Here is a 22,164-nt window from a genome sequence, read left to right as displayed (position 1 = left end):
ATTGGGCATGATCGAGTTGCCCGCGGATCAGGCGCTCTGGCCGCGGGCAACCCCACGCCCTATGTGGTCGCGGTCCGGGGGCGGGCCATGGCGGTCAGGACGGGCGAGTGTGGGGAGGGCTGGCTGGTGCCGATGCTCCGGTACCCCCACGACTCGTACAGGCGTTGTACCTTGCCATCGCCCGCGGCTGGATTCACCATCAGGGATACGTACGGCTCGTCAGGATGATGTGCCAGCAGGGCGTCGTGCAGGCGGAGGGAGGTGCCGGTCTTCCGCCATGGCACTCGTACACCGAGCTCCTTCAACGCCACGGCTGGCCGCTCGGTGTACTGAGGCGCCGGGGCGGGCGTTATCCGCTGCCACCAGCGGTCATCTGCTTGGACAACGTTGCTGTAGGTGTAGCCGACCGGTTCGCCGCTCTCCGCGTAGGCGAGTACGGCAGCAAAGCCTGGGTCATTGCCGTGCCGGTCCAGACGCTCGGCGAACGTGGAGACCGCATAGTTCGGCAGGTGCAGTAGCTCGGCGCGGACATCACTGTAGACGGCGATGAGGTCATCTCGGGCCAGAGCAAGATGGGGGAAGGTGCGCAGGGTGACGGCCTGTGTTGTTGTCATGCGGCCTTCCCCCAGGTGGTGCGTGCGTAGTCGGTCCACGTGCCGGCCGCGGTACTTCCCATGGCGAGGTCGGTAATCCTGGCCCCGAAGTCTTTCAGCATCAGGGCAACACGCGGGTGCTGGGTGGCTGCTTCGGCGGATACGGACATGGCGGTGGCCGTTGCCGATTCGAAGGCTCCCTGTTCGAGCTGGGCGCGGGCGAGCCGAGTCGTGGTGATGGCCTTCGACCTGCGCATGTGAGGCCGCAACCCTGTCAGGCAGCGATAGGCGTGGAACTCGGCCTTCTCGTAGTCGCCCAGCGACATGTACGCGGACAAGGCGAGGGAGTCGAGTTCGGCCTGGTCGTAGAAGGCGTTCAGCCATACGGGCCGGTACTCGCCTGGGTCGGCGCGGTCCATGGCGTTCTGTGCCTCGTCGTACGCCCGCCGTGTGGCCGTGTGGTCGCCCGCAGCCCCATGGATGGCCATCTGGCGGGCCAGGCCGAGGGAGGCGAACATCGGGTCGCGGCGGTTGATGTGCAGCCCGCGGGCGACGTTGTTCGCGGACAAGGCCTGCGTTGTGCGTCCCATGTGCCGATACATGGCGCCGACGTGGCTCCAGATCCGGAACTTGATCGCCGGGTCCCCAGCCATCTCCGCCAAGGCCTGCGCCTCCCGCATGTGGACGGTCGCGACGTCGAACCGGCGACCGTCGATGGCCGCCCACATGGCCGAGGACCGGAACGCAGCCGCGCACCCATACAGGTTGCTGCGGACACGCTCGGTGGCGTTGCCCGATTCTTGGAGGCTGAGCGCGCTGGCTGCGAGCGAGGCGGCTTTCTGCTCGATACCTAGTTGGCCACCGTGGCGGTGGTCGCTGGCGATGACTTCGGCGAACCGCTTTTGCAGGCGCTCGACATCGCTCATCCCGATGCGGCGTGGAGCACTGCGTGCCGAGGTGGCCGCAGTGAGGGCGGCGGTCATGCCCGAGACGAAGAGGCGGCGTTTCATGGGGTCCTCCTGCGATGGAGCTGAGGTCTGGGGAGTGCGACCCCGCGGCACGAACCCTAAGGCGGTGGCTGGCAATCCGGTGACCTGCTCCAGTGCCGCGCGTGTAACTGACTTGGGCCACCGCACCCGGCCGGCCTTCCAGTCCCGGACGGCGGAACCGTCGTGGCCACCGAGCTTTCCGGTGAGCTCTGCAGCGGCTTGATTTACCGCGTCTGCCAGGGCATTGGAGCTGTACCCGTGCTCGTCCATCCACGCTTCGAGTACCTCATTGCGCGTGGGTTCCATATACGCACCGTAACCCCGTCAAGCCTCAACGTCAGGTAGACGAGAAGTCAAATCCCCCTAGGGGCTACATGGATTCGGTGCCCAGTCCGCCCTAACCGCAGTGCCTCCGGCAGGAGTTAGCTGACTGCATGCCAGCGAGCAGACGGCCGGCAGCGCCCCTTTCCGCTCGCTCCTTCCGGCCCCAGAGGACGTGATGACGACGATGCGTGGCACGGCAAGACCGGACACAACGTGGATGGACCACGACAACAAGTTCGCTCGACGGTTCGGCGGCTCCGTTCCACGTGTTGGCGTCGCGCCCGGCCTGCGGTTGAAGCGGCTACGGGACGAGCTCAACGCGCCGGTATTCGCCCACCGCCCCAGGACCCGCACCCAGCGGCGCGTCGTCGCCTACGTCCGCACCCTCAACGGAGTTGATCCCGCGCCGGTGTTCCAAGTCCTGAAGCAGGAGGCGACCAAGCGCGGCTGGCAGGTGGGCCGTCGACTCCATGACAAGACTGGACCGCTCGCCCCGCAGCAGTCCCCCGGCTGGCTACTGGCCCGCAGGCTCATGCACGAGGGCTTCGCGGACGGCGTGCTGGTCCTTGACCGCAGCCACATCAGCGAGAACGACGCCGAGTACGAGGAAGAACTGCACTTCGTGGCCGATCGCCACTGTTTCACGGCGCTGGTCGTGCCCGAGGCCGCGACTTGAAGGAACCCGGTCCGGTGGATGGACGAACGTCGGTGGGGCTGGCGGCAGTGGTGCTTACAGATCCTCATCGTCCTTACCACCGCCGGGCTGATGGTGCCGCTTGCCCTGTACGGACAATAAGGAGAACCACCTGATGAACAGCCAGCTCCCTGCAGAGAGCCGGGCGAAGCACTGGACGCCGTCGTGACCGGCATGCCGCCGACCCGGCGCCCGGGGTACTGGGACGACGTCTTCGCCAACGGCACGCAGTTCCGGCCCGTCGGTGAGGATGAGCTGGGCCTGTTCCGTACGCACGTGCGGCCCGAGACCGGCATGACCGCGATCGACGTCGGGTGCGGCCGCGGCGACTTCGCCCACATGATGGCGGAGTGGGGCCTGATCACCACCGGCTACGACTTCTCGACCCTGGTCGTAAAGGAAGCCGCAGAGGCCTTCACCCACCCCAACCTGCGGTACCGCGAGAACGACTTCAACGCCGGGCCGATCCCCAACGACCTCGCTCCGGGCAGCGTGGACATCGTCGTGTGCCGCCTGGTGATGGCCTTCCTGGACCGGGCGCGGTTCCTCACCGACGTGCGTCGATGGCTACGCCCCACCGGGGTGCTGCACGTGATGACGCCCGTGTACGAGAAGCAGCCCGAAACGGCGCACCGCGGCATCCGAGAGGAAGTGATCACCAGGCTCGGCGACGGCTGGGCGGAAACCACCCGCTACGACCTCTGCGACGACGGATGCCTGACCGCTGTCGTCCTCCGCGGCCCACGGGGCTGATGAGCTCCGCCCCACCCGTAGGCGCGCGGGGCGGCGTACCACCGCAAGAACACGTTCACCGATCCGACAAGGAGTAGCCATGACCGCTGTCATGACCGAGAACACCGTCCAGCCGCAGGCCCCCGCGGTCGACGTTGAGGACCCGTTCGCGCTGGACCTGGACGTCACCACGGACATCGGTGGCCTCGCCATGCCGGCCGCGTGCGGCACCGGTGACGGCTGCGCGGCCACCTGCTCGTCTTCCTGCGCCAGCGCGGTCTGACGCACGCATTCCCCTGGAGGGCCGGGGACACCCCCCGGCCCTCCGCTTGGCCCGGACGGTGAAGGAGTTGGCGCGCATGAGCAGGAAGCTGTACGAGCACACGGGCACGGCGCTGCTACGGGCCGCGGCCGCGCCGCGGAGCCAGGCGCCCGCCTGGTGGCCCGACCCGTTGGACACCGACGGGTGCTTGACGTGGTTGGATCACGTCTGGTCCCGCCCAGACCTCGCCGGACCGATCCGGGAGGCGAACCGCGAGCTCGCCCTGAGCATCGACGCCCTGCGCGCCAGCGAGGCGGTGTCCGGCAAGAAGGCACGACGGGCGGCGCTGTCCACTGCCCGCTACCTCCTGCGCGCTACCGGCCGGCCCACCCCGTTCGGACTGTTCGCCGGCGTCGCGCCCGTTGCCCTGGGGCCATCGGCCACGGTGCGCTGGGGCACCGGCCACCGAGCGGTCGCGCGCGTCGACACGATGTGGCTCGGCGACATCATCGAGCGACTTGAGAGGTGCCCGGAGCTGCTGGAGCGCCTGGACGTCGTGCTGAACAACCTCGCCGCACGACGGGGCGGGCGCCTCCAGGTCCCGCGCGGCGGCCCTCACGGCGCGAGCATCAAGTACACCAGCGCGGTGCGGACGCTTCAGGACTGCGCAGCCGTGCCGATCCGGTTCAACTCCGTGGCCGACAAGCTCTCGGAGGTCTTCCCCGGGGCTGGCCCGGCCAAGGTCCGCGGCATGCTCACCGAGCTCGTCCAGCAGGGGTTCCTCATCACAGGACTGCGGGCCCCCCTCACCGTGACCAACCCGCTCGGCCATCTCATCGACCGCCTGCAGGCGGTTGACGCGCACACGATCAGTGCTGTGGCTCCCGTCCTGCGTGACCTTGAGGCCGTCGCGGCGGCCGTGCACCACCACAACCGAACCGCAGGCTCCGGTCAGGCCAGGCTCCGTGACGCCCTGGCCCGGCAACTGCGCTCGATGTCCGACGCCGGCCGCGCCCCGCTGGCCGTTGACCTCCTGCTTGATTCCGCGGTCGAATTTCCCGTCAGCGTGGCGCGCGAAATGGAGACCGCGGCCGACGCTCTGCTCCGACTGACCCGCCGCCCGGCCGGACATGCCATCTGGCACGACTACCAGACAGCATTCTGGGAGCGGTACGGCACTGGCACGCTCGTCCCGCTGACGGAGCTCCTGGACCCGGCGGCCGGGCTCGGCTTCCCGGCCGACTATCCCGGGAGCGTGATGACCCCGCCAGCAACGCTGGTCTCCGAGCGGGACAAACGACTGCTCGCGCTCACGTGGCAGGCCGTGGTCGACGGCAGCCGGGAAATTGTGCTCACCGACGAGACCATCGGCGCCCTGGCGGGCGAGGCGACCGCTGCTCCCGTGCCGCCCCACGTGGAGATGTGCGCCCGAGTCCACGCCACCAGCGTCGACGCCCTGGACCGGGGAGACTTCACCCTCACCGTCACCCCGGCGCGCTCCGCAGGCACACTCACCTCCCGCTTCACACCGGCCGCCGGCGGATCTGCGCTGGAGGAGGTCTACCGGACCATCCCCGCAGGCATCGACGGGGCCTTACCGGCTCAGCTGTCCTTCCCGCCGCTGTACCCACACACAGAGAACGTCTGCCGCATCCCGGCCTACCTGCCGCACGTCATCCCGCTCGGCGAGCACCGCGGACCGGACGAGACCGTGACGACCATCCCGCTGGACGATCTGGCCGTCACCGCGACGCACAGCCGTCTGCACCTGGTCAGCCTCTCCCGCCGACGCGTCATCGAGCCCCAGGTCTTCCACGCCATGGCACTGGAGAAGCAACCGCCACCGCTGGCCCGGTTCCTCGCCCACCTGCCTCGCGCCTTCAACGCCTCGTGGACCGGCTTCGACTGGGGCCCCCAGGCCTCCCAGCTCACCTATCTACCGAGAGTCCGCTACCGGCGCACCATCCTGTCCCCGGCCCGCTGGTATCTCACCAACGCCGACGTTCCCGGCGGCGACACGGCCGAGTGGGGTCCAGCCCTCGACCAGTGGAGGGTGCGCTGGCGCTGCCCCGAAGCGGTGGAGCTGCGGGACGATGACCGCACCCTCCGGCTCACGCTGGACGAGCCCCTGCATGCGGCGATCCTGCGAGCCCACCTCGACCGGCGCGGAGAAGCGATTCTGACCGAATCGGCCCCTGCCGACGACTTCGGGTGGATCGGCCACCACGTCCACGAGATCGCCATGCCCCTCGTGACCACCCGTCCGCCGGCCCCGTCGGGGCTCTCCGGCCCGTTGCCCACGCTGGTCAACAGCGCGCTGGGTCACATGCCCGGTTCCCCGGACGCCTCATGGCTGCACGCGAAGATCCACACCCACCCCGAGCGGATGGACGAGATCATCACCGGGCACCTCCCGCGGCTTCTCGCGGCCTTGCCCGGCGAGCCCGACTGGTGGTTCCTGCGCTACCGCAGCCCGTACGAAGCCGACCACCTTCGGCTGCGACTCCGCATCCCGAGCACCGGCCAGTACGCCACCTTCGCGGCGGCCGTCGGACAGTGGGCTGAGCAACTCCGAAACGGAGCCCTGGCGGGCCGACTCGTCCTCGACGCCTACAGCCCCGAGATCGGACGCTACGGACAGGGCACGGCTCTGGAAGCGGCCGAGGCGGTCTTCGCCGCGGACTCCCGCGCGGTCGCCGCCAACCTGCACCACGTCCCGGCCCTGCTCATGCACCCCACAGCGCTCGTCGCGATGGGCATGGTGGACATCGCCTGCGGCTTCCTCGGCCCCGACGCCGGAATGGAGTGGCTCGCCAATCGCCCCACCGCCACCGCGGCGGCCGCGGACCGGGCCGTCGCCGAGCAGGCCATACGCCTGGCCCAGCTTCCTGCGCCGCTGGACCTGCCCAACCGCAAGAGCCAGGTCACCGACGCCTGGCACGCCAGAAGCGTGACCCTGGCGCACTACCGCCAACAGCTCCCCGACGACGCGGACACCGACGCGATTCTGGAGTCGCTGCTGCACATGCACCACAACCGGATGCTCGGCCTCGACCGACCGGGTGAGAAGACCTGCCGCCACCTGGCCCGGCAGGCGGCCCGTACCTGGCAGGCCTGCCGATGACCACCGAACCCACGATGCAGTGGGAGCAGTCGCTGTACTCCGGCGCTCCCGGAATCGCCCTACGCCACATCGCCAACGCCCAGGCCGGCCGCGGAGGGTGGGACACCGTCCATGAGTGGGTCACCGCCATGGTCCGCCACGAGGTGAACGCCGACCCCGACGCCTGCGGCCTCTTCGAGGGCGCGCCCGCCGTCGCCTACACCCTCCACCTGGCGGACCGGCCACCGTACGGGGCCGCTCTCGAAGCTCTCGACCACCACATCGCCAACGTCACCCGGCTACGCCTGCGGGCGGCACACGAACGCATCGACCGCGGAGAGCTGCCCCGCCTGCGCGAGTACGACCTCATCAGCGGACTGACCGGACTCGGTGTCTACTCCCTGACCCGGACCAGTCAACACCCGCTGTTGCCGGAGGTGCTGTCCTACCTGGTGCGCCTGACGGAGCCGGTCAGGGCCGATGGCGAGCTCCTGCCAGGCTGGTGGTCCGGCGACGGGCCCGAGCTGCGACCTAGCCCCCGCTGGCCGGGCGGCCACGGGAACTTCGGCCTGGCGCACGGCATCACCGGACCGCTCGCGCTCCTGGCTATCTCGATGCGCCGAGGGATCATCGTCCCCGGGCACGCCGAAGCGATCCGCTACATCTGCACATCGCTGGATCAGTGGTGCGTCAGCACCGAGGAAGGAACTTGGTGGCCCGGTACGCTCTCCCGCGAGGAGTGGAAGAGCCGCACGGCGAACCGACGAGTTCCCGAACGCCCGTCCTGGTGCTACGGCACCCCCGGGATCGCCCGCGCGCTTCAACTCGCCGCCCTCGCCCTCGGTGACCTGGCACGGCAACGCAGCGCAGAAGCAGCACTCGCCGCATGCACCACCGATGAACACCAACTCGCCAAGCTCACCGACGCCTCCCTCTGTCATGGCTGGGCTGGCCTCATACGCACCGTTCAGCGAGCGGCCGACGACGCCGGGCCGGAGAGTCCACTGGCTGGCGCCCTGCCCTTGCTGCGCGGTCGCATGCGCGACCACCTGAATCGTGTGGGGCCGCCCACCGGCGGACTGATGGAAGGCGCCGATGGCGTTCGCCTCACCCAGCTCGACACGGCCGTCAACGCCGCGCCCGTACCCCGCTGGGACGCCTGTCTCCTCCTGGACGGGTGACCCGACCAACCGCCATCGCACACCAACATCCCGTAGCTAGGCTCGTGCCCTTCTTCAGCGCCGGGCACCTCGTGGAAGGAATCCGATGAACCCCACCGCCCCCGACCCCGCAGTTCTGCGGAACCGGCTGGTCGACGCGATCGTGCAGGAACGAGTGGCCGGGCTCTACGATCCGCGGGTCGAGCAGGCCATGCGGACGGTACCCCGTCACGAATTCCTCCCCGGCGTCAGCGTCGAGACCGCCTACGCCAACCAGGCCGTGACCATCAAGGACAACCCGGCCGAAGACGCCCTGCCGTTCAGCTGCGCCTCGCAGCCCGACGTCGTCTTCTTCATGCTCGTCCAGCTCCAGCTCGAAGAGGGGCACCGGGTCTTCGAGATCGGCGCCGGCACCGGAGTGAACGCCGCCTACATGCGCCTCCTCGTCGGACCCACCGGCCGTGTCATCACCGGCGACATCGACAGCGACGTAACCGCGTACGCCCGCAAGACACTCGACGCCACCGGCAACAGCGACATCGAGGTACTCACCCGCGACGGCGCGCTCGGAGCCGAGGAGTACGCCCCGTTCGACCGCATCATCGCCACCGTCGGCGTCTGGGACCCCTCCCCCGCCATGCAGAACCAGCTCACCCCCGGCGGCCGGCTCGTCATCCCCCTGCGCTGGCGAGGACTGACCCGCAGCGTCGCGTTCGTCCGCGAACCTGACCGGCTCCAGTCCGACTCCGTCAAGATGTGCGGCTTTCTGCCCATGATCGGGGAGGACGCGGAACGTAGCAGCTACATCAACGACGACCACCTGATCCGCCTGTTCTGGGATTACGACCAGCCCATCGAGCCAACAGCCCTTCGCACGTCCATCTCCCAGCCGGGCACCGTCATCTGGACCGACACGACCGTAGGCCCCGTCGAATCGTTCGACGGGATCTGGCTGCGCCTGTCCGCCACCGAGCCGGCCACCTGCCGCATCACCGTGAAACCTGCCGCCATCGACGCGGGGCTCCAGCGCCCCGCGAAGCCCGCCCTCAGCCCCGCGATCGTTGAAGGCGAGTCACTGGCGTACCTCACCCTGGAGCGCGTCGCGGCCGAGGAAGGCGCCGAGCCCCGGTTCCGGCTCGGCGCTGTCGGGTACGGCCCGGTCGGCGGCGCTCTCGCGGAGCGGCTGTGCGCACAGATTCGGGCGTGGGGCGGTGCCCGGGCCGCGGAGCCCGTGATCAGCCTCTACCCGGCAGGAACCCCGGACGGCCAACTCGCCGACGGCTACGTCATCGAGAAGCCATCGGCCCGCATGGTGATCTCGTACTGATCCGGTAGCGCGCGCCCCGAAGCCCCCGCCTCGGCGGGGGCTTCGACGTGTCGGGACACTGACAGCGATCAAGGTGTAACGCTCAGGGCTACCGGCACGTGCCCGAGGTCGAGGAACTGAGGCAGCAGGCAGAACCGCTCCTCGCCTGACGCCTGACGAACCTACGGGACGTCACGCGTGGGAAGCAGGCCCGGCAGCGCGCGGCTATTCTGGCCCGGCCACTCCTGCCGGACCTCGAAAGGCTCGGGATCTACCCTGCGGCGAATGCGTCCTCGACCTGATCCAGCCGGTCCGTCCACCAGTGCAGCAGCGCCTCGTCCGCAGTGAACAGCTCGTCGCAGGAGAAGTCGCCACGGTCGTAGTGGAACTCCAGCTGCCAGAAGTCCGTCATCCGCTTCCACCACAGCCGACGAGCACCGTCCACGAGGGCGGAGGATTCCAGCGGCACCACGGACCTATAGCCGCCGACGAACGCCGACAGGCGGGCGAGGTCGAACACCCCGTCCACCCCGAACTGCACCTGCGCCGTCCGTGCGACTTCTTCCGCGTACGGGCGAACTCCTACCCGGTCCCAATCGAGGACGGCGGCAAGATCCCCGCCCTCCCAGAGCAGGTTCCGGTACTGAACGTCACCATGCGTCCACCCATGCCCGCCGACGGGGGCCGCATGCTGCGGACGGTGGTCGGCGTACTTGCCGATCAGCACCCGCCGGTGGTCGAGGGCGGCCGCAGCCATCCTGTCGAAACCGCTGTCCGTGCCATTGGCGGCCACCACCGCGGACAGCCGGTCGGCCTTCTCCACCGCCCGCTCCGGAGACGTAATGTCCGCGGTGACCGTTTCGGGCACACCGGGCAGCAGACCCCGGCTGCAGGCCCGGCCCAGGCTGACGTGCAGGCGGCCCAGATGCGCGCCCAGCGAGGCCGCCTGGGACAGGCTGAGGTCAACCCCCCGGACGTGGGCGCCGGCCGCCCACGGGAACAGACACCAGATGCCGCCGCCGACCTCGGCGACGAGCGAACCGGATGCGGTGACGACGGGAGCACTCACCGGGACACCATCGGCGGCAAGTGAAGCCAGCACCCCGAGGTTGCGGCGCAGCCGATCCAGCGGCACGTCCGTGACCCGCTTGAGAGCGAAGGCCCCGGCCGACGTGTCCACCCTCCAGTTCGCATTCATCAGCCCGTCGGCGAGGTAGCGGCGCTCCCCCACCTCTCCAAGACCGAAAATGTTGATCAGCTCGGCGAGCACGCCGTCGGCGATATCAGTCCTTGCCGCCACGGTCGTATCCCCCAGGGACGATACGCAAGCACAGTGCACCCCCAGGCACACAAGATCGCCCATCTCACCTCATTCGGGGGCGATGGGCCGGCGCACACCGCAGCATTCTCTAATTGTGGTCTCGCGTAGCTGTAGCAGCGAGTTGCTCGTGTGGGGGACTGTCGGCCGTTGAACGCCCGCACACTCTGCGTGGTTCCTACTCGACCGCCTCTTCCTGGGTTGCTGCCCTGGCCGGAGCGGGCGAAAGAGTCCTACCACCGATGCAGAACCCCAGCTCCTCAACGAAACAGCGGCGACACGAACCGCACATGTCACCGCTGGCCCGAGCGACACTCACCTGCAGATTCGCACCAGCCTAGGGACTACCCTTCGCAATGCTGCGGGCCTTCTCAAGCGCCTTTGCGCGCAGCTCGGTGGCGAGGTTGAGGTCGGCTCGCTGCTCCGCGGTAAGTCTGGCCGCGTGCCGGCGCCCCACCTGGTCGACCACCCCGGGCATACCCGCGACCAGCGCGCACTCCCCGTCGGCGACGGCTATGCGGATCTCGGCCCGCCGCGCGGCGTCCGCACTGCCCGCCGTGTCGTGGCTTTGGCGCGCAGCGGCACGGGCTGCCTCCATCGAGTCATACGGATATCCCCGGTCTCTCATGCAGGAGGTCCACAGCGCCATGGCCTCACGCATGGCGGAACTATCAGCAATCGGGACGTTCAGCGCGTTATGGGCTTCCTGCGGCACATAGGAGACACGGGCCGCGTCGATGACGTCGCCGTACAGAACGATCCTGCTCTCGGCGATACAGCCGGTGGCGCCGAAGGTGAACTCCGGCCCACTGGACAGCCGCAGCACGGCACGCCGTTCAGGATCGCCGGTGAGGGCACGGACATAGGAGTCCCGCTCTGCAGCGGGAAGGCCGGGCGGGTACTGGTCGCCAGGCGACGGGGCGGGGTCTGCGAACCCGTATCCGCGGCTGCGCCGGGTTTCCAGATCCGGCTGCCAGGAATCATCGTTGCCGATGCTTCCGCCGTCCGAGGTCGGATAGTCGAAGCCTCGCGCGGCCATGCAGCGCCGGGTTAGCTCGTACTCCGCCTGCTGCAGTACTCGCTGATCGTCGCGGTAGGGCCCGGCGCGAGCGGCCAGGTCCAGGGCGGCGCTGCTGAGTACCGTCTTGGCGGACCGGCCGTCCGGGCTTGCCGACTGCGCTTGCGCGCAGCCGGCAACTCCCGCGACCAGCAGGGCGACGGCTGCTCCGACAGCGGTACGTCGGCCCATCAGTCGCATCCCGTCATCGCCTACCCGCACCACCAGCGGTTGGAGCTGATGACGTCGTTCCAGTTGCCGCCGCTCGGCTTGCTCCATTGAGTCAGGTTCGCGGCGGAGGTGTCGCGATTGATCACCCACGAGGAGCCCCCGTAGTTAGGGTGCTCGTGGACCACCGCCTCGCAGTTCAGGCCCTCGTTGGCAATGGACGAGGCGCAGTCGTTCCACGTGCCGGACTGGCAGTTGGGGCGGCTGAAGGCGCGCCAGTCGGTGTTGCTGCCGGACAGCTTTCCTGGCCCGCCCGAGTAACCGGCGTCTTGCCAGAAGCAGAGGTACCCGCTCTCCTGAGGGCAGTCGCTGTACGCGGCCTGGGCGGCCGGAGCGGATACGAACACCCCCGCACCGGCGGCCAGGATGGTACCGGCAGCGGCAGCCGCGATCCGCCGCGGAACTGTGAAACGCATACTTCCTCCCCTTCTCTTACCCCCGACTCTCCTGTCGTGGGCACATCTGGCCGGATGGCCACGTCTGTCGCACCTGTCACGACAAGGCGGCGCAACCAGGCGCCTTGAGTGTCGCGGGTGACGCATGGGAAGTCGTTGTCAACCAGCGACAAGTGGTTGACGATGCGTGCCACGTGGAGGCGCGGGCAGGCTACTGACGCTCCTGGCGGTAGTCCCTGGAACTGTGTCCGTAGGCGGCGCGGAAGGCGCGGCTGAAGTGCGCGGGATCGGTGAACCCCCAGCGGCCGGCGATGGCGCGGACGGGCGGAAGCGTAGGAGGGGGTCGGCCAGGGCCCGGCGGCAGCGCTCCAGCCGACGGCGCGGATCCACCCGGCGACGGTGGTGCCCTGGTCCCGAAAGAGCCGGGGCAGGGAGCGCACAGCACCGTGCATCCTCCCTGGCTTGCGTTCTGCCGCATCCGAGACGGTCTTGCCTGGTGTGAGTCAGCCCTCATGACAGTGCTCTGGGCTCGAATATCTCGCTTCCCGTCGCACGTGACGCGGGGCCATCCCCTCTCTCTCCGCGCGCGTCGCGCGCGTCCCGAGTCCTACGTGGCCGTATCCGCGCGGCACCCCCACTGGAGTGCCCTGGGGTGCTGGACTGGACGGCTGCACCAAGGCGGTCGGCCGCACAACAGCACGGTCTCCGGCACCCGCGGCATCGGGCCCGAAAGGGTGGTGAGGGTGATTGGCTCAGCCGCGGCCGTGGTGTGCGGCTGCTGCATACCGGTCGCGGTCGATACCTTTCCTCCAAAGCTCTCGACGCCCAGCCCTTCACCACCGCCTCACCTTCGAGGGTGGCCCAGTACAGGTGGGTCGATACCTGGATGGACAGCTCCCGCACCAGCTCACGCCAACGGGCGTTCTCCATCAGCTGCTCCTCGGTGGGGCCGGCTCCATCACCGCCCGACCCAGCCCCTCCCAATTTCCGGGCCGCGCGCCATCCGCGATCCGCCTTCATCGGGCCCGAGCGAGTACGAAGCCTTCTGCCGCACCTGCCCTGGTCAGTCGTGCCGGCCAAGGGCTGGTCCGGCGAGAAGCACCCGCACACCGGGGTCGTGACGGGCGGGCGGACAGTCCCGGTTACTCCATGGCGGGCGGACGACAACCGGAAGAGAGAGCGGACGGGAATGCAGGGCGACGACGCGGGCGGGCAGTCCGCGGCCGCACGCGCCCGGGACCTACAACCTTTCGGTGAGCACTCGATGCGCCCGTGCGGGCCGACTGGAAGGGGATGGGACCACGGCAGAGAAAGGAGGCCCAGCGACTCCAGGAGAGCCTCGACCGGCGCATGGCCGACCAGCAGCTCGTCCGGTTGCTGGCTAAGGACGGCTTCACGGGATCCCGGTACGAGGCCTTCGAGAACAAACTCGTCCGGTACGCCATCTCGGTGCTGCGCGCCTGGATGTACTCCAGCTGGATCTTCACGATGGCCGGGAGCTGCGGCTACGGCCTCAACCCGCACGAGCTCGACCTGGAGCGTCTGACTTCCGACAGCGACCTGCGCGAGGAGCTGGCGACCATGACCGTGGCTCTCGCCCTGCCCCGCTTGCGTCGGCGCGCCTTCGTCGAAGGCAGCTGGACCTTCGAAGGCGGGGCTGGCGTCACGACCTACTTCATGGGCGCCTGCCTGTACGACTTCCCCAACAAGTTCCGACAAGCACCGCGCCGGCGAGGAGGAGCACCGCAAGGCGCTCCGGCACCCGCACGTCGACAACGAGATCTTCCCCAGCATCGAAGCCGAGGTGATCGGCAGAGAGCGGCTGCGCGCGGTCCGTCGGTGCGGCCGTCGAGGTAGCGCTCCAGGCGTGGAGGGCGAGCGGGACGACGGGTTTGGGGCGGATCTTGCCGCCTTTGACCCGCAGCGGCAGGTACGACAGCGATCGGGGTGCTGCCGGGGGGAGTCAGTTGCTTGTGCGCCGTCTTGACCTTGTGGCGGGGCTTGGTCAATGGTGGCCGCCGAGATGCTGGGACTTGGGGGATCCATGGTGATGGTGGCGGAGTTCAGGACGAGCGACTTACCGAGACGGGAGCGGTTCGGAAGCTGGTGCGACCTGACTGACAACACGCTGGTACCGAACACGCTGCACAGCGATCACGCCTCAGATTTTCGGGCCGGCCTGCGCATGACGGATCTGGGATCGGTGCTGGTGTCGGCGGTGGCGTACCCGTCGCTGGTGACGTCCCGGCCGGCGAAGCTGATCCGGCGGTCCGACCCCGAGCAGTACCAGCTGATGCTGAACCTGCACGGCAGCCACGGGATCGTCCACGGCGGCAGGGATGCGACCAGCAGCGTAGGTCAGATCATGATGTACGACACCTCGCGGCCATGGCACGGGTGGGCCCACGCGGACCGCGGCCGGGTCAAGGGCATCCTGCTGCAACTCCCCCGAACACTCTTGCCTCTCGCGGCGGACCGGGTTCGTTCCCTCACTGCGATGCCGCTGCCGGGCACGGATGGAGTGGGCTCCCTCCTGGCCAGCTACCTCAAGCAGGTCGCCGCTGGCGCCGACTCCTACACCGTGGCCGACGGGCCGCGTCTTGCCACGGTTGCCGTCGACCTGCTGACCGCCCTGTGCGCGCACCATCTGGACGCCGAGCGTGGGGTGCCGCCCGAGATCCACCGCCGGGCCCTGCTTCTGCGGATCCATGCCTTCATCGATCAGCACCTCGGCGACCCCGGCCTCACCCCGGCCGCCGTCGCGGCCGAGTGCCAGATCTCGCTGCGCCACCTGCACCGGCTCTTCACAGAACAGGACCTGCCGGTGGCCGCGTGGATACGCCACCGCCGACTGGAGCGCTGCCGCCGCGACCTGGCCGACCCGGACTTGAGCCGCCGTCCCGTCGCAGCGGTCGCCGCCCGTTGGGGGTTCACCGACTCCTCGCACTTCAGCCGCACCTTCCGGGCCGTCTATGGCATGCCACCCGGCGACTACCGACGCATCGCGAGCACGAGCAGTCGGCCCGCACCGCCGACCACCTGGCCGGTACCGTCCAAGACTTCCCGAACACACTCCGGCACGCTCGATCGCACCCGCCTCGATCAGCAAGTGTGATGAGGAGGCCAGAGCTACCTCGGCGCTGTCTGTTGGGCGCGAGTACGGGGCCGGGCAATGGCGGGCCGCATCCAGCCGGGTGCCGATGCGGAAAGGCTCCAGCAGGTGGACCACGACCCTGGCGGGCAGTTTCCGCAGCCGCTACTGGACCGTTCCGTACTCGATAAGCACGGCGTCGACCAGCTCGAACAGTCCATGCCCGCAGAGGTCGGCCAGCTCCCGCCCGTTTGGACTGCGTCGAAATGACCAGCCGGGTCTAACCGCGGTGCCGGACGAGCGTCGCACATCCGTTCGCGGAAGCTACGGCGACGGCTTCACCAACGGGACTGCCTCGGCAGTCTCGTTCGTGAAGCCTTCTGACACGGCGGACCTCCGAAAAGGAGGAGGGATCTGCCAGAGCAGCTACCACAGCGGGCGCGAACAGGCCCACTCCGCCAGCAGCCGGCGGTCGACCAGGTGAAGCCGCTGAGACTTCGCCAGAGGCGCGCACTTCGCCAAGAAGCGCCCATTGGTGACCAGCACGACGATGTCCGCGCCGTGCAGCTGCCGCGCGCCGTGCCGTTCAGGACGTGCAGGTCCGGAGTGCCGATCGCCGAGCCCTTGTCACCGTTGCAACGGTGCTTGCACTGGATCACCCAGCGCCTGCCGATCCCGCATCCCGGGCTCGCCACCGGCAGCTTATGGGCAGCTCTCCGGAAGTCGGTTGACGCGCTCGCTGGCCCTACGGAGGATCGGGATGCGATGTTCCGCACCGAGCCCCTCCTGCCCCGCACGAGATAAGAGTTGACCCCGAATGAGGCCTGAAGCCGTTGTCGCGTTGCTCGCCGAGCCCACCAGGCTGCGGGCGTTCTCCGCGGTGGTCCTCGGGGCCTCCTCACCCACCGCCGTCGCGGAGGCCGCCGGCCTCTCCGCCAAGGAGACCGGCATCGCGCTGCGCCGGCTGCGCGCCGGTGGAATCGTGAGCGACGCCGACGGGCGGCTCACCTCGGACACGGAACACTTCAAGCAGATCGTGCGCGACAACCGCACCACCGAGGAGCCCGAGCTGCACGGGTACGAGGACGCACAGGTCGAACACCTGCTGCGCACCTTCGTCCGTGACGACCGTCTGATCCAGCTGCCGTCCCAGTGGGGCCGTCGCCGTGTCGTGCTCCAGCATCTGACGCACCGTACGTTCGCCGAGGGCGCCGAGTACGACGAGCGTGCGGTCAACGAGAAGCTGAAGGTCTGGTGCGAGGGAGCCGGTACGGACCACGTGACCGTGCGGCGCTACCTCGTCGACCTGTGCCTGCTCGGCCGTGAGGGCGGCCGCTACTGGCTGCGTACCGACATCCAGCCCGTGCTCTGATCCGGCCGGCGCACACCGCGCGGCGTTGCGAAGGGCCCGCCTCCGGCGGGCCCTTCGGCATGTCCGGAGACACCGACGACACGGAGAGACGAGACGCGGAGCCTGGCGTGAACTGCCGCAGCACTGCCGGTCCTACTGCCGTAACCGCCCCGCACCGGCCACCTAGCCTGACAGCGCGTGCCCGCCCGGCCGGTCCCGTGACCAGAGGAGATTCAGTGTTCCCGTTGTCCTACGCGCAGCAACGGCTGTGGCCCGGTGGTCGAAGGCCGCCGGGCCCGATGATCAGTAACGTTCAGGCCGAGTCGTTCAGGGGGTCCTCCGCAGCGGGATGACGTCGGGGTCGGTGGGCATGGCGGGGCGGGCGGCCTCCGGGGTGGCAAGCAGGGCGACGATGGTGACCGGCTGCTGACACCTGGGGGCGTCGGGGAAGTAGCCACGGGGTTTGCCGGCCCCATGCGGATGCTCAGGTCGCGTCCCGGCCCGGCGGCGCGAGGCCGCCGGGCGGAACGTGAGTGCTCAGCGCATGGCGCCACGATGACGCCGACGTGCAGATGGCCAGCAGGGTCGGCGCCTCCAGGTCGTGAAACCTCACCCGTGCTGAATCCTGTGCCCTTGGCATTCCGTGCTTGGCTGGGATACCAGGACTCGAACCTGAACTAACGGAACCAGAAACCGTCGGGCTGCCAATTACCCCATATCCCACTGCTCCGGCTGTCACTGCGGGAGTTCGGTCCAGCCAGGGTGTCCTCGCCGCGGGCGCTGACAAGCGTCACGCGACGGGGCACGTCTCGGGCGACATTACCCCTGTCCTGCTTGATACAGCGTGTTCTGCCCGGGGGTGTCGCTCAGGCCTTGAGAGCCGGAGCGGCGCCCGGCCGCCACCCCATCAGTTTTCACGCCCGCAAGGCGTCACCGTCCGAGGCCGACCCTGGCCGAACATGCCGAGGCAGCGCGACCGCCAGAGCCGCGCTGAGGACGTGCCGCCACCCTGCGCGTCAAGTACGCGCCGACGCGCTGAGGCCTGTCGGCCCCGCCGTCAGGCCTGCTGGAGGGCGTGCTGCACAAGACGGGTGAACGGGGCGAGGCTCCACGAGGACGCGTAGCGGTCCACGGAGTTCAGGGCGTCCCGGACGTCGCCATGGTAGGTCTCGATGGTGCGGCGGTGGTGCAGGACGATCCGGCGGACATCGGCGGGTCCGAACTCGGGATGGAACTGGACCCCCCAGATCCGGGGGCCGTAACGGTAGCCCTGGACAGGTGAGTGGCCGTTGTCCGCGACCACGTGGGCGTTGCCTTCCAGGAGCGGCCCGGGGTCGAGTTCCTCGTAGTGGAAGGCCGGGACGACGAACTGTTCGCCGTCGTCGGTCCGCTCGTCCTCCCGCCAGCGGACCTCGGTGAGGCCCACCTCGATCCTGCCGGCGGCGCGCACGGACCCCTGACCGGGCCAGAGCGCTTCGGCGATCATCTGGGATCCAAGGCATACGCCGATCACCGCGTGTTCCCCGCGCTGAGCGGCCTCGACGAGGAGACGGGTGACCGCCATCCCCTGGGGCATCCATCCGGAGGCGTCGTTCACTGAGGTCGAACCGCCGGACAGGACGTGCAGGCGCCCGCCGGGTATGTCATCAGCGGTGGCGGTGGTCAGGTCGCGCCGCTCGACGCGCAGGCCCTGCCCAGTCAGCCGCTCCACGAGCCGCTCGCCGTAGTCAAGTCCCTCGGCGGCCAGGCCGTCGGCTACCCAGACCACCGCATCGGTCTCTGTCATCACTGCTCCTTCATTTTCATCCGACTCATCCGAAGAAGTGGTCGTAGAGCGAGATCGCTGCTTCGGCGGTCGCCACCCCTGAAAGGACAGTCAGGATCGCCACCACAAGGTTCACCTTGCGGATCCGGCGCGCCTGGTCCTCGGCCAACCGTAAGTCAACCGTCTGCCGGACCGTCGAGAGAAGGTCCGCGGCCCGGCTCTGCAGGTTGCCCGCCGCCCAGGCTTGCAGGACCGCGTCGCGCGTCCTCAGGGCATGGTGGTCGTAGCTGAACGTCGGTGTGACCAGCGCCTGGTACTCGGATCGCAGCCGGTGCTCCAGCTCCGAGAGCCAACGCGCGTCGGCGCGTTGTCCACGGCGCAGCGCGTCGTCGGCCGCCGCGGCAGTGCGGGCCAGCCGGATGTAGGACACGTCGAGGATGAGGAGCAGTAGCCTGAACTTCTCGGCGGCGGCCTTCGGATCCGGCGTCGCCAGCAGGTTGTACGCGTAGCCCGCGAAGAGGAACTCGTCGCGCCAGGGCGATTTGGAGGCGAGCGGCATCGGCGAGTCGGGGTAGACCAGCGGCCGCAGGTCGTCGCTGAGGCAGGCTCTGCCGGGATCCGGGTGGTCGGTGCTGCCCACGTAGGTGAGGTTGAAGTACGGTACGGCCGCCGTCTCGCCGGCGCCGCAGCGGCGCAGCAGCCGCTCCGCGGGAGGCAGCAGCATGGATCTCAACTCGGCTGCCAGGAGCTCGCGTCCGGCCCGGCCGAGACCGGCGTGTGTCGAGTCCCGGTAGCGCGCATCCCAGCCCTCGGGCAGGCGCAGCGTGACGGCGATCGAGCTGTAGCCGTCGGGGAAGACCATGCCGATGACATCGACCATGTCCAGCAGCGACTGGCCGGTTTGGGCGGCCAGGAGGTCCTTGAGACGGCGCTGGAGTTCGCCGTGCCACTCGTCGCTGCCGACGAAAGTGGTGAGCAGGTCCACCGTCGGCTCCCCGTACGTGAGCGAGCCCTGGAGTAACGGGCTCAACGACACCGGTCTTCGCAGGAGAAGACCGGTTCCGTCGAGGTCGTCACCGGGCGGAAGGGTGCAGGGTTCCCTCGGCTCCAGCGGGTTCCCTTCCGCGTAAAAGGGCGCGGTGAAGGTGATCCAGGCATCTCCCGTGAGTCCAACTAGACTTTCTTCGGGCGGAGTTGAGTTGGCCATGGGCCTATTCTGGCTCTTCTGCTTGATGCGTGGGCCGATCTGAGGCGAGTTGGCGTTGGCAGTAGCGGACCTACTGCCAGGCCACTCCAGCGAGGCGGCAGAGGCGAACCCAGATATGGCGGCCTCGTGCCCGTGCCGCCGTAATCACTCTGAACCGCGAAGCTCAGGGGCGTCCGCGTCGTGATCGATGAGGGCCGCGTTAGATGCCAGGGCGCAGGCGGTGTCGGCGAAGCAGTCCGCCCCGCCGCCGTCGTACGAAGCGGCGGTCGATCGGTACCTCACCGGTGCGGGCATCGCGAGTCCGCCGCGCGGATCTACCCGACCTCGCTCACCACGTGGGGGTGGATGCTGCGCGGCGAGCCAGCGCCGACCGGCCCGGGCCGCCGCGGCGAAGCCGGTCACGGGCCTCCTCCGGACTCGGCCAACCAGACGCGGGGACACGTGGGTTGACCGCTTGGGACGGCGGTTGCGTTCCGACGTACCTGCGGTGACTGGCGCGATTGCCGGCCATCAGGACTCGTACCCGGTTTGATCGTCCGTCTGCGCAGGTCAGTGCAACGCCTCGACGGCCCTTGTGATGAGTGCGCGGGCCTGAGCCCCATAGACCGCGATACTCCGCAGTTCTTCGAAGGCTTTGAGATACAAGCCGATCTCAGAGGGCTGGGTGGTCCTCAGCTGCGCAGAGACCAACTCGAACTCAGGGCTGGTGCCACTGGCACGACGGTCCCTCTGCGTCGGCTCAGACGATTGCGACGATCGAACGCGCTTCCGGTGCGCCGTACCCACTGTTCGCGTGCACACCCTGCCGTGACCGGCGCGGGCTCATCGCGGCAGCCGAGCATGCTGGCAAGGCCGCGTAGTGAGCCCGCGAACGCCGTACACCACGCCCGGCCGGGTAGTGATCCCCTGCTACTGCTGGATCAAGAAGCCCGGCACCCAGATGCGCTGCACGCTCCGCCCTGGCCACGACGGCCCGCACTACTTCCACATCGGGTTCACCCAGTGGCCCAACCACGGCCCGGAGCCCCAATGACCACGCCAGCCGCCACCGAAACGAACCCACAGGCCCCGTCGGACTGCCGGTACCGGAAGCTGCCGCCCGCCCAATCACTCAACTGGGAGCAATACGCCAGCCGCTCAGACAGCCAGGGACTGCAGCTCGACGACATTCGCGCGACTGTGGGTCCACGACCTCTTCGTCCCGAACACCACACGTCTGATGTCGGGATCCGATGCGGATCGCCCGCGCGTCCGATCGGGTCGTCTTTCTGCACAGCCAATGCGCGCCTGATGTAGCGGGCTTCCGATTGAGCCATGAATGGATTGATAAGTGGCGCGCGGAATTGCCGCTTGTCAGTCCATCGAGCTCGAAGGAGACGCACGATGCGTCGTTTCAAGGCAATGGGGCCGGTCGCGGTCACCGCGCTCGCCGCGGTCCTCGCATGGGCACCGCTCGCGCAGGCTGCCTCCCCGGACCGCGACCCCAGCCCGCGTGGTGAGAAGGTCATCAAGCTGGATGACTTCCTAAGAGAATTCGCCCTCGTCGACGTGGGTGACCCAGGACTCAGTCTCGGCGACGAGGCCGTGGGCTTTTCGGAGTTCTTCCAGAACGGTCAATCGGCGGGCACCGGCGGCTTCGTCTGCACCGTCGTCAGCCTCGAGCAGCGTCTGCGGCAGTGCGAGTCCACCCTCCGGTTGACCAAGGGTGACATCACCCTGCAGGGCTTCGCGCCCTTCATCGACAGCTTCCCCACCAAGTTCAGGCTCGCGATCACCGGCGGTACCGGCGCCTTCCGCGAGGCCCGCGGCTATATGGACGGCACCAATGTCGCCGCCACGCAGACCGAGCTGACCCTCCACCTCTCCAAGTGACCTCCGGGCGCTGCTCCTCACGGCCCCGGAGTGCGGCAGAGTCGGAACGGAGGTGCGGCGTAACCCCGACCGTCACGGCGCACGACGCAGCGCGCCTTGGCGGTCGAGGGCACGCCTGTGTCGACCGATGACTGCCGGCGCACACGGGCCACCGCCCGCAGCGCGCCACTCAGGGCGATCTCCTCGCCGTGGCCGCGTGCCGTCTGATCCGTAGCCGCGTGCAGCACCAACCCCTTGCTTGCTGGGATCTGTTGGCTCGTCCACCGATGCCCGAAGTGCGGCGGGCCGTCAGGCGGGAGCCTGAGTGGTCGGTGGACCTGCACTTCTGAGGTACTCAAACATTCACTGAGCATCGCCGGAGGTGACAACCGTCCAGGTCACGAAGGCTCCGGCGATGCGGCCACCGCGGTGATGCGTGCAACGATCTCCCGGAAGGTGGGATTTCCCAGGTCGACAGACTCCTTCTTCCGGGAGATCTGGGCGTCGAGTTGGGCGAGCTTCTCCTCGGCGTGGGTCAGGCTGCTCTGCCCACCTTGTCGGTGTCTTTCCAGCAGCTGACGCGCTCCACTGAGCTCCCGGCGTCCCGGGGCCCCGTAGATAAGCGCGCCGCCGCACGAGACACCTAGAAGACTGCTGAAAATCTCGGGTTTTGGCCCCGGCTCGGTGGAGTCGGGGCCAGTCTTGTAGACATGCAGGGGGAATGGGCCGGGGAGATGG

General features: G+C 68.8%; 18 protein-coding genes, 1 tRNA gene and 3 pseudogenes. 11 read left to right on the top strand and 11 right to left on the bottom strand.

What is annotated here, in order from left to right; all coding sequences use genetic code 11:
- Positions 1–59: 59 nt before the first annotated feature.
- Complete coding sequence (locus ACWCP0_RS37260; RefSeq protein WP_451083180.1) at positions 60–614, bottom strand: GNAT family N-acetyltransferase; 555 nt, start codon at positions 612–614, stop codon at positions 60–62.
- A complete protein-coding gene (locus tag ACWCP0_RS37255; protein ID WP_451083179.1) occupies positions 611–1,888 on the bottom strand; it encodes an XRE family transcriptional regulator in 1,278 nt (425 codons plus the stop codon). Before ACWCP0_RS37255 ends, ACWCP0_RS37260 begins: the two co-directional genes overlap by 4 nt.
- 235 nt (positions 1,889–2,123) lie before the next feature.
- Between ACWCP0_RS37255 and ACWCP0_RS37250 the strand changes: the two genes are divergently transcribed.
- The 6 genes from ACWCP0_RS37250 to fxlM all read left to right on the top strand — a co-directional run bounded on the left by ACWCP0_RS37250 (position 2,124) and on the right by fxlM (position 9,184).
- Positions 2,124–2,582: a hypothetical protein gene (locus ACWCP0_RS37250; protein WP_451083178.1), complete on the top strand. Its 459-nt coding sequence runs from the start codon at positions 2,124–2,126 to the stop codon at positions 2,580–2,582.
- 192 nt (positions 2,583–2,774) lie between these two features.
- Positions 2,775–3,353, top strand: a complete 579-nt coding sequence (locus tag ACWCP0_RS37245) for a class I SAM-dependent methyltransferase (RefSeq protein WP_451083202.1) — start codon at positions 2,775–2,777, stop codon at positions 3,351–3,353.
- 79 nt (positions 3,354–3,432) lie between these two features.
- Positions 3,433–3,615: an FxLD family lanthipeptide gene (gene fxlA, locus ACWCP0_RS37240; protein WP_451083177.1), complete on the top strand. Its 183-nt coding sequence runs from the start codon at positions 3,433–3,435 to the stop codon at positions 3,613–3,615.
- 76 nt (positions 3,616–3,691) lie between these two features.
- Positions 3,692–6,718, top strand: coding sequence for a lantibiotic dehydratase (locus tag ACWCP0_RS37235; protein WP_451083176.1), 3,027 nt, complete (start codon positions 3,692–3,694; stop codon positions 6,716–6,718).
- Positions 6,715–7,878: a lanthionine synthetase C family protein gene (locus ACWCP0_RS37230; RefSeq protein WP_451083175.1), complete on the top strand. Its 1,164-nt coding sequence runs from the start codon at positions 6,715–6,717 to the stop codon at positions 7,876–7,878. The genes ACWCP0_RS37235 and ACWCP0_RS37230 overlap by 4 nt, the downstream gene beginning before the upstream one ends.
- Positions 7,879–7,963: 85 nt before the next feature.
- On the top strand, positions 7,964–9,184 hold the full coding sequence (fxlM, locus tag ACWCP0_RS37225; protein WP_451083174.1) for a methyltransferase, FxLD system: 1,221 nt from the start codon (positions 7,964–7,966) through the stop codon (positions 9,182–9,184).
- A gap of 250 nt (positions 9,185–9,434) precedes the next feature.
- On the opposite strand, the gene ACWCP0_RS37220 is transcribed toward fxlM, so the two are convergent.
- From ACWCP0_RS37220 to ACWCP0_RS37210, 3 genes are all read right to left on the bottom strand, one after another.
- On the bottom strand, positions 9,435–10,463 hold the full coding sequence (locus ACWCP0_RS37220; protein ID WP_451083173.1) for a phosphotransferase: 1,029 nt from the start codon (positions 10,461–10,463) through the stop codon (positions 9,435–9,437).
- A gap of 355 nt (positions 10,464–10,818) precedes the next feature.
- The gene (locus ACWCP0_RS37215) at positions 10,819–11,817 is read right to left on the bottom strand and encodes a hypothetical protein (RefSeq protein ID WP_451083172.1); all 999 of its coding nucleotides are present in this window, start codon (positions 11,815–11,817) and stop codon (positions 10,819–10,821) included.
- Positions 11,751–12,182 (bottom strand): peptidase inhibitor family I36 protein, encoded by a 432-nt coding sequence (locus ACWCP0_RS37210; protein WP_451083171.1) that lies wholly within the window; start codon positions 12,180–12,182, stop codon positions 11,751–11,753. Before ACWCP0_RS37210 ends, ACWCP0_RS37215 begins: the two co-directional genes overlap by 67 nt.
- A 1,272-nt stretch (positions 12,183–13,454) precedes the next feature.
- Between ACWCP0_RS37210 and ACWCP0_RS37205 the strand changes: the two genes are divergently transcribed.
- Positions 13,455–14,018 (top strand): hypothetical protein, encoded by a 564-nt coding sequence (locus tag ACWCP0_RS37205; protein WP_451083170.1) that lies wholly within the window; start codon positions 13,455–13,457, stop codon positions 14,016–14,018.
- A 151-nt stretch (positions 14,019–14,169) separates the two neighbouring features.
- Entirely contained in the window at positions 14,170–15,276 is a 1,107-nt protein-coding gene (locus tag ACWCP0_RS37200) for a helix-turn-helix domain-containing protein (protein WP_451083169.1), read from the top strand.
- Positions 15,277–15,678: 402 nt separating this feature from the next.
- Here the strand turns inward: ACWCP0_RS37200 and ACWCP0_RS37195 are convergent.
- Positions 15,679–15,923, bottom strand: a pseudogene (locus tag ACWCP0_RS37195) (restriction endonuclease); the annotation flags it as partial.
- Positions 15,924–16,069: 146 nt separating this feature from the next.
- On the opposite strand from ACWCP0_RS37195, the gene ACWCP0_RS37190 reads away from it, so the two are divergent.
- Positions 16,070–16,624, top strand: a complete 555-nt coding sequence (locus tag ACWCP0_RS37190) for a DUF2087 domain-containing protein (RefSeq protein ID WP_451083168.1) — start codon at positions 16,070–16,072, stop codon at positions 16,622–16,624.
- Between the two features lie 627 nt (positions 16,625–17,251).
- Here ACWCP0_RS37190 and ACWCP0_RS37185 read toward each other — a convergent pair.
- The 4 genes and pseudogenes from ACWCP0_RS37185 to ACWCP0_RS37170 form a co-directional block, all read right to left on the bottom strand.
- Positions 17,252–17,326, bottom strand: a tRNA-Gln gene (locus ACWCP0_RS37185).
- 334 nt (positions 17,327–17,660) lie between these two features.
- A complete protein-coding gene (locus tag ACWCP0_RS37180; protein WP_451083167.1) occupies positions 17,661–18,389 on the bottom strand; it encodes a type 1 glutamine amidotransferase in 729 nt (242 codons plus the stop codon).
- 25 nt (positions 18,390–18,414) lie between these two features.
- The gene (locus ACWCP0_RS37175; RefSeq protein WP_451083166.1) at positions 18,415–19,398 is read right to left on the bottom strand and encodes a hypothetical protein; all 984 of its coding nucleotides are present in this window, start codon (positions 19,396–19,398) and stop codon (positions 18,415–18,417) included.
- A gap of 726 nt (positions 19,399–20,124) precedes the next feature.
- A pseudogene (locus ACWCP0_RS37170) lies at positions 20,125–20,268 on the bottom strand (transcriptional regulator); the annotation flags it as partial.
- 166 nt (positions 20,269–20,434) lie between these two features.
- On the opposite strand from ACWCP0_RS37170, the gene ACWCP0_RS37165 reads away from it, so the two are divergent.
- Together ACWCP0_RS37165 and ACWCP0_RS37160 are read left to right on the top strand one after the other, a co-directional pair.
- Positions 20,435–20,608, top strand: a complete 174-nt coding sequence (locus tag ACWCP0_RS37165; protein WP_451083165.1) for a hypothetical protein — start codon at positions 20,435–20,437, stop codon at positions 20,606–20,608.
- A gap of 350 nt (positions 20,609–20,958) precedes the next feature.
- Positions 20,959–21,447, top strand: coding sequence for a hypothetical protein (locus tag ACWCP0_RS37160; RefSeq protein ID WP_451083164.1), 489 nt, complete (start codon positions 20,959–20,961; stop codon positions 21,445–21,447).
- Positions 21,448–21,824: 377 nt separating this feature from the next.
- Here the strand turns inward: ACWCP0_RS37160 and ACWCP0_RS37155 are convergent.
- A pseudogene (locus ACWCP0_RS37155) lies at positions 21,825–22,164 on the bottom strand (hypothetical protein); the annotation flags it as partial.

Source organism: Streptomyces sp. NPDC001970, from assembly GCF_053594115.1.
This window is presented reverse-complemented; position numbering and strand designations above follow the sequence as displayed.

What these genes read in the sequence shown, in the direction of transcription:
- ACWCP0_RS37260 (WP_451083180.1), bottom strand. Translation starts at nt 614, where the DNA reads ATGACAACAACACAGGCCGTCACCCTGCGCACCTTCCCCCATCTTGCT.
- ACWCP0_RS37255 (WP_451083179.1), bottom strand. Translation starts at nt 1,888, where the DNA reads ATGGAACCCACGCGCAATGAGGTACTCGAAGCGTGGATGGACGAGCAC.
- ACWCP0_RS37250 (WP_451083178.1), top strand. Translation starts at nt 2,124, where the DNA reads ATGGACCACGACAACAAGTTCGCTCGACGGTTCGGCGGCTCCGTTCCA.
- ACWCP0_RS37245 (WP_451083202.1), top strand. Translation starts at nt 2,775, where the DNA reads ATGCCGCCGACCCGGCGCCCGGGGTACTGGGACGACGTCTTCGCCAAC.
- fxlA (WP_451083177.1), top strand. Translation starts at nt 3,433, where the DNA reads ATGACCGCTGTCATGACCGAGAACACCGTCCAGCCGCAGGCCCCCGCG.
- ACWCP0_RS37235 (WP_451083176.1), top strand. Translation starts at nt 3,692, where the DNA reads ATGAGCAGGAAGCTGTACGAGCACACGGGCACGGCGCTGCTACGGGCC.
- ACWCP0_RS37230 (WP_451083175.1), top strand. Translation starts at nt 6,715, where the DNA reads ATGACCACCGAACCCACGATGCAGTGGGAGCAGTCGCTGTACTCCGGC.
- fxlM (WP_451083174.1), top strand. Translation starts at nt 7,964, where the DNA reads ATGAACCCCACCGCCCCCGACCCCGCAGTTCTGCGGAACCGGCTGGTC.
- ACWCP0_RS37215 (WP_451083172.1), bottom strand. Translation starts at nt 11,817, where the DNA reads ATGGAGCAAGCCGAGCGGCGGCAACTGGAACGACGTCATCAGCTCCAA.
- ACWCP0_RS37210 (WP_451083171.1), bottom strand. Translation starts at nt 12,182, where the DNA reads ATGCGTTTCACAGTTCCGCGGCGGATCGCGGCTGCCGCTGCCGGTACC.
- ACWCP0_RS37205 (WP_451083170.1), top strand. Translation starts at nt 13,455, where the DNA reads ATGGGACCACGGCAGAGAAAGGAGGCCCAGCGACTCCAGGAGAGCCTC.
- ACWCP0_RS37200 (WP_451083169.1), top strand. Translation starts at nt 14,170, where the DNA reads ATGGTGGCCGCCGAGATGCTGGGACTTGGGGGATCCATGGTGATGGTG.
- ACWCP0_RS37190 (WP_451083168.1), top strand. Translation starts at nt 16,070, where the DNA reads ATGAGGCCTGAAGCCGTTGTCGCGTTGCTCGCCGAGCCCACCAGGCTG.
- ACWCP0_RS37180 (WP_451083167.1), bottom strand. Translation starts at nt 18,389, where the DNA reads ATGACAGAGACCGATGCGGTGGTCTGGGTAGCCGACGGCCTGGCCGCC.
- ACWCP0_RS37160 (WP_451083164.1), top strand. Translation starts at nt 20,959, where the DNA reads ATGCGTCGTTTCAAGGCAATGGGGCCGGTCGCGGTCACCGCGCTCGCC.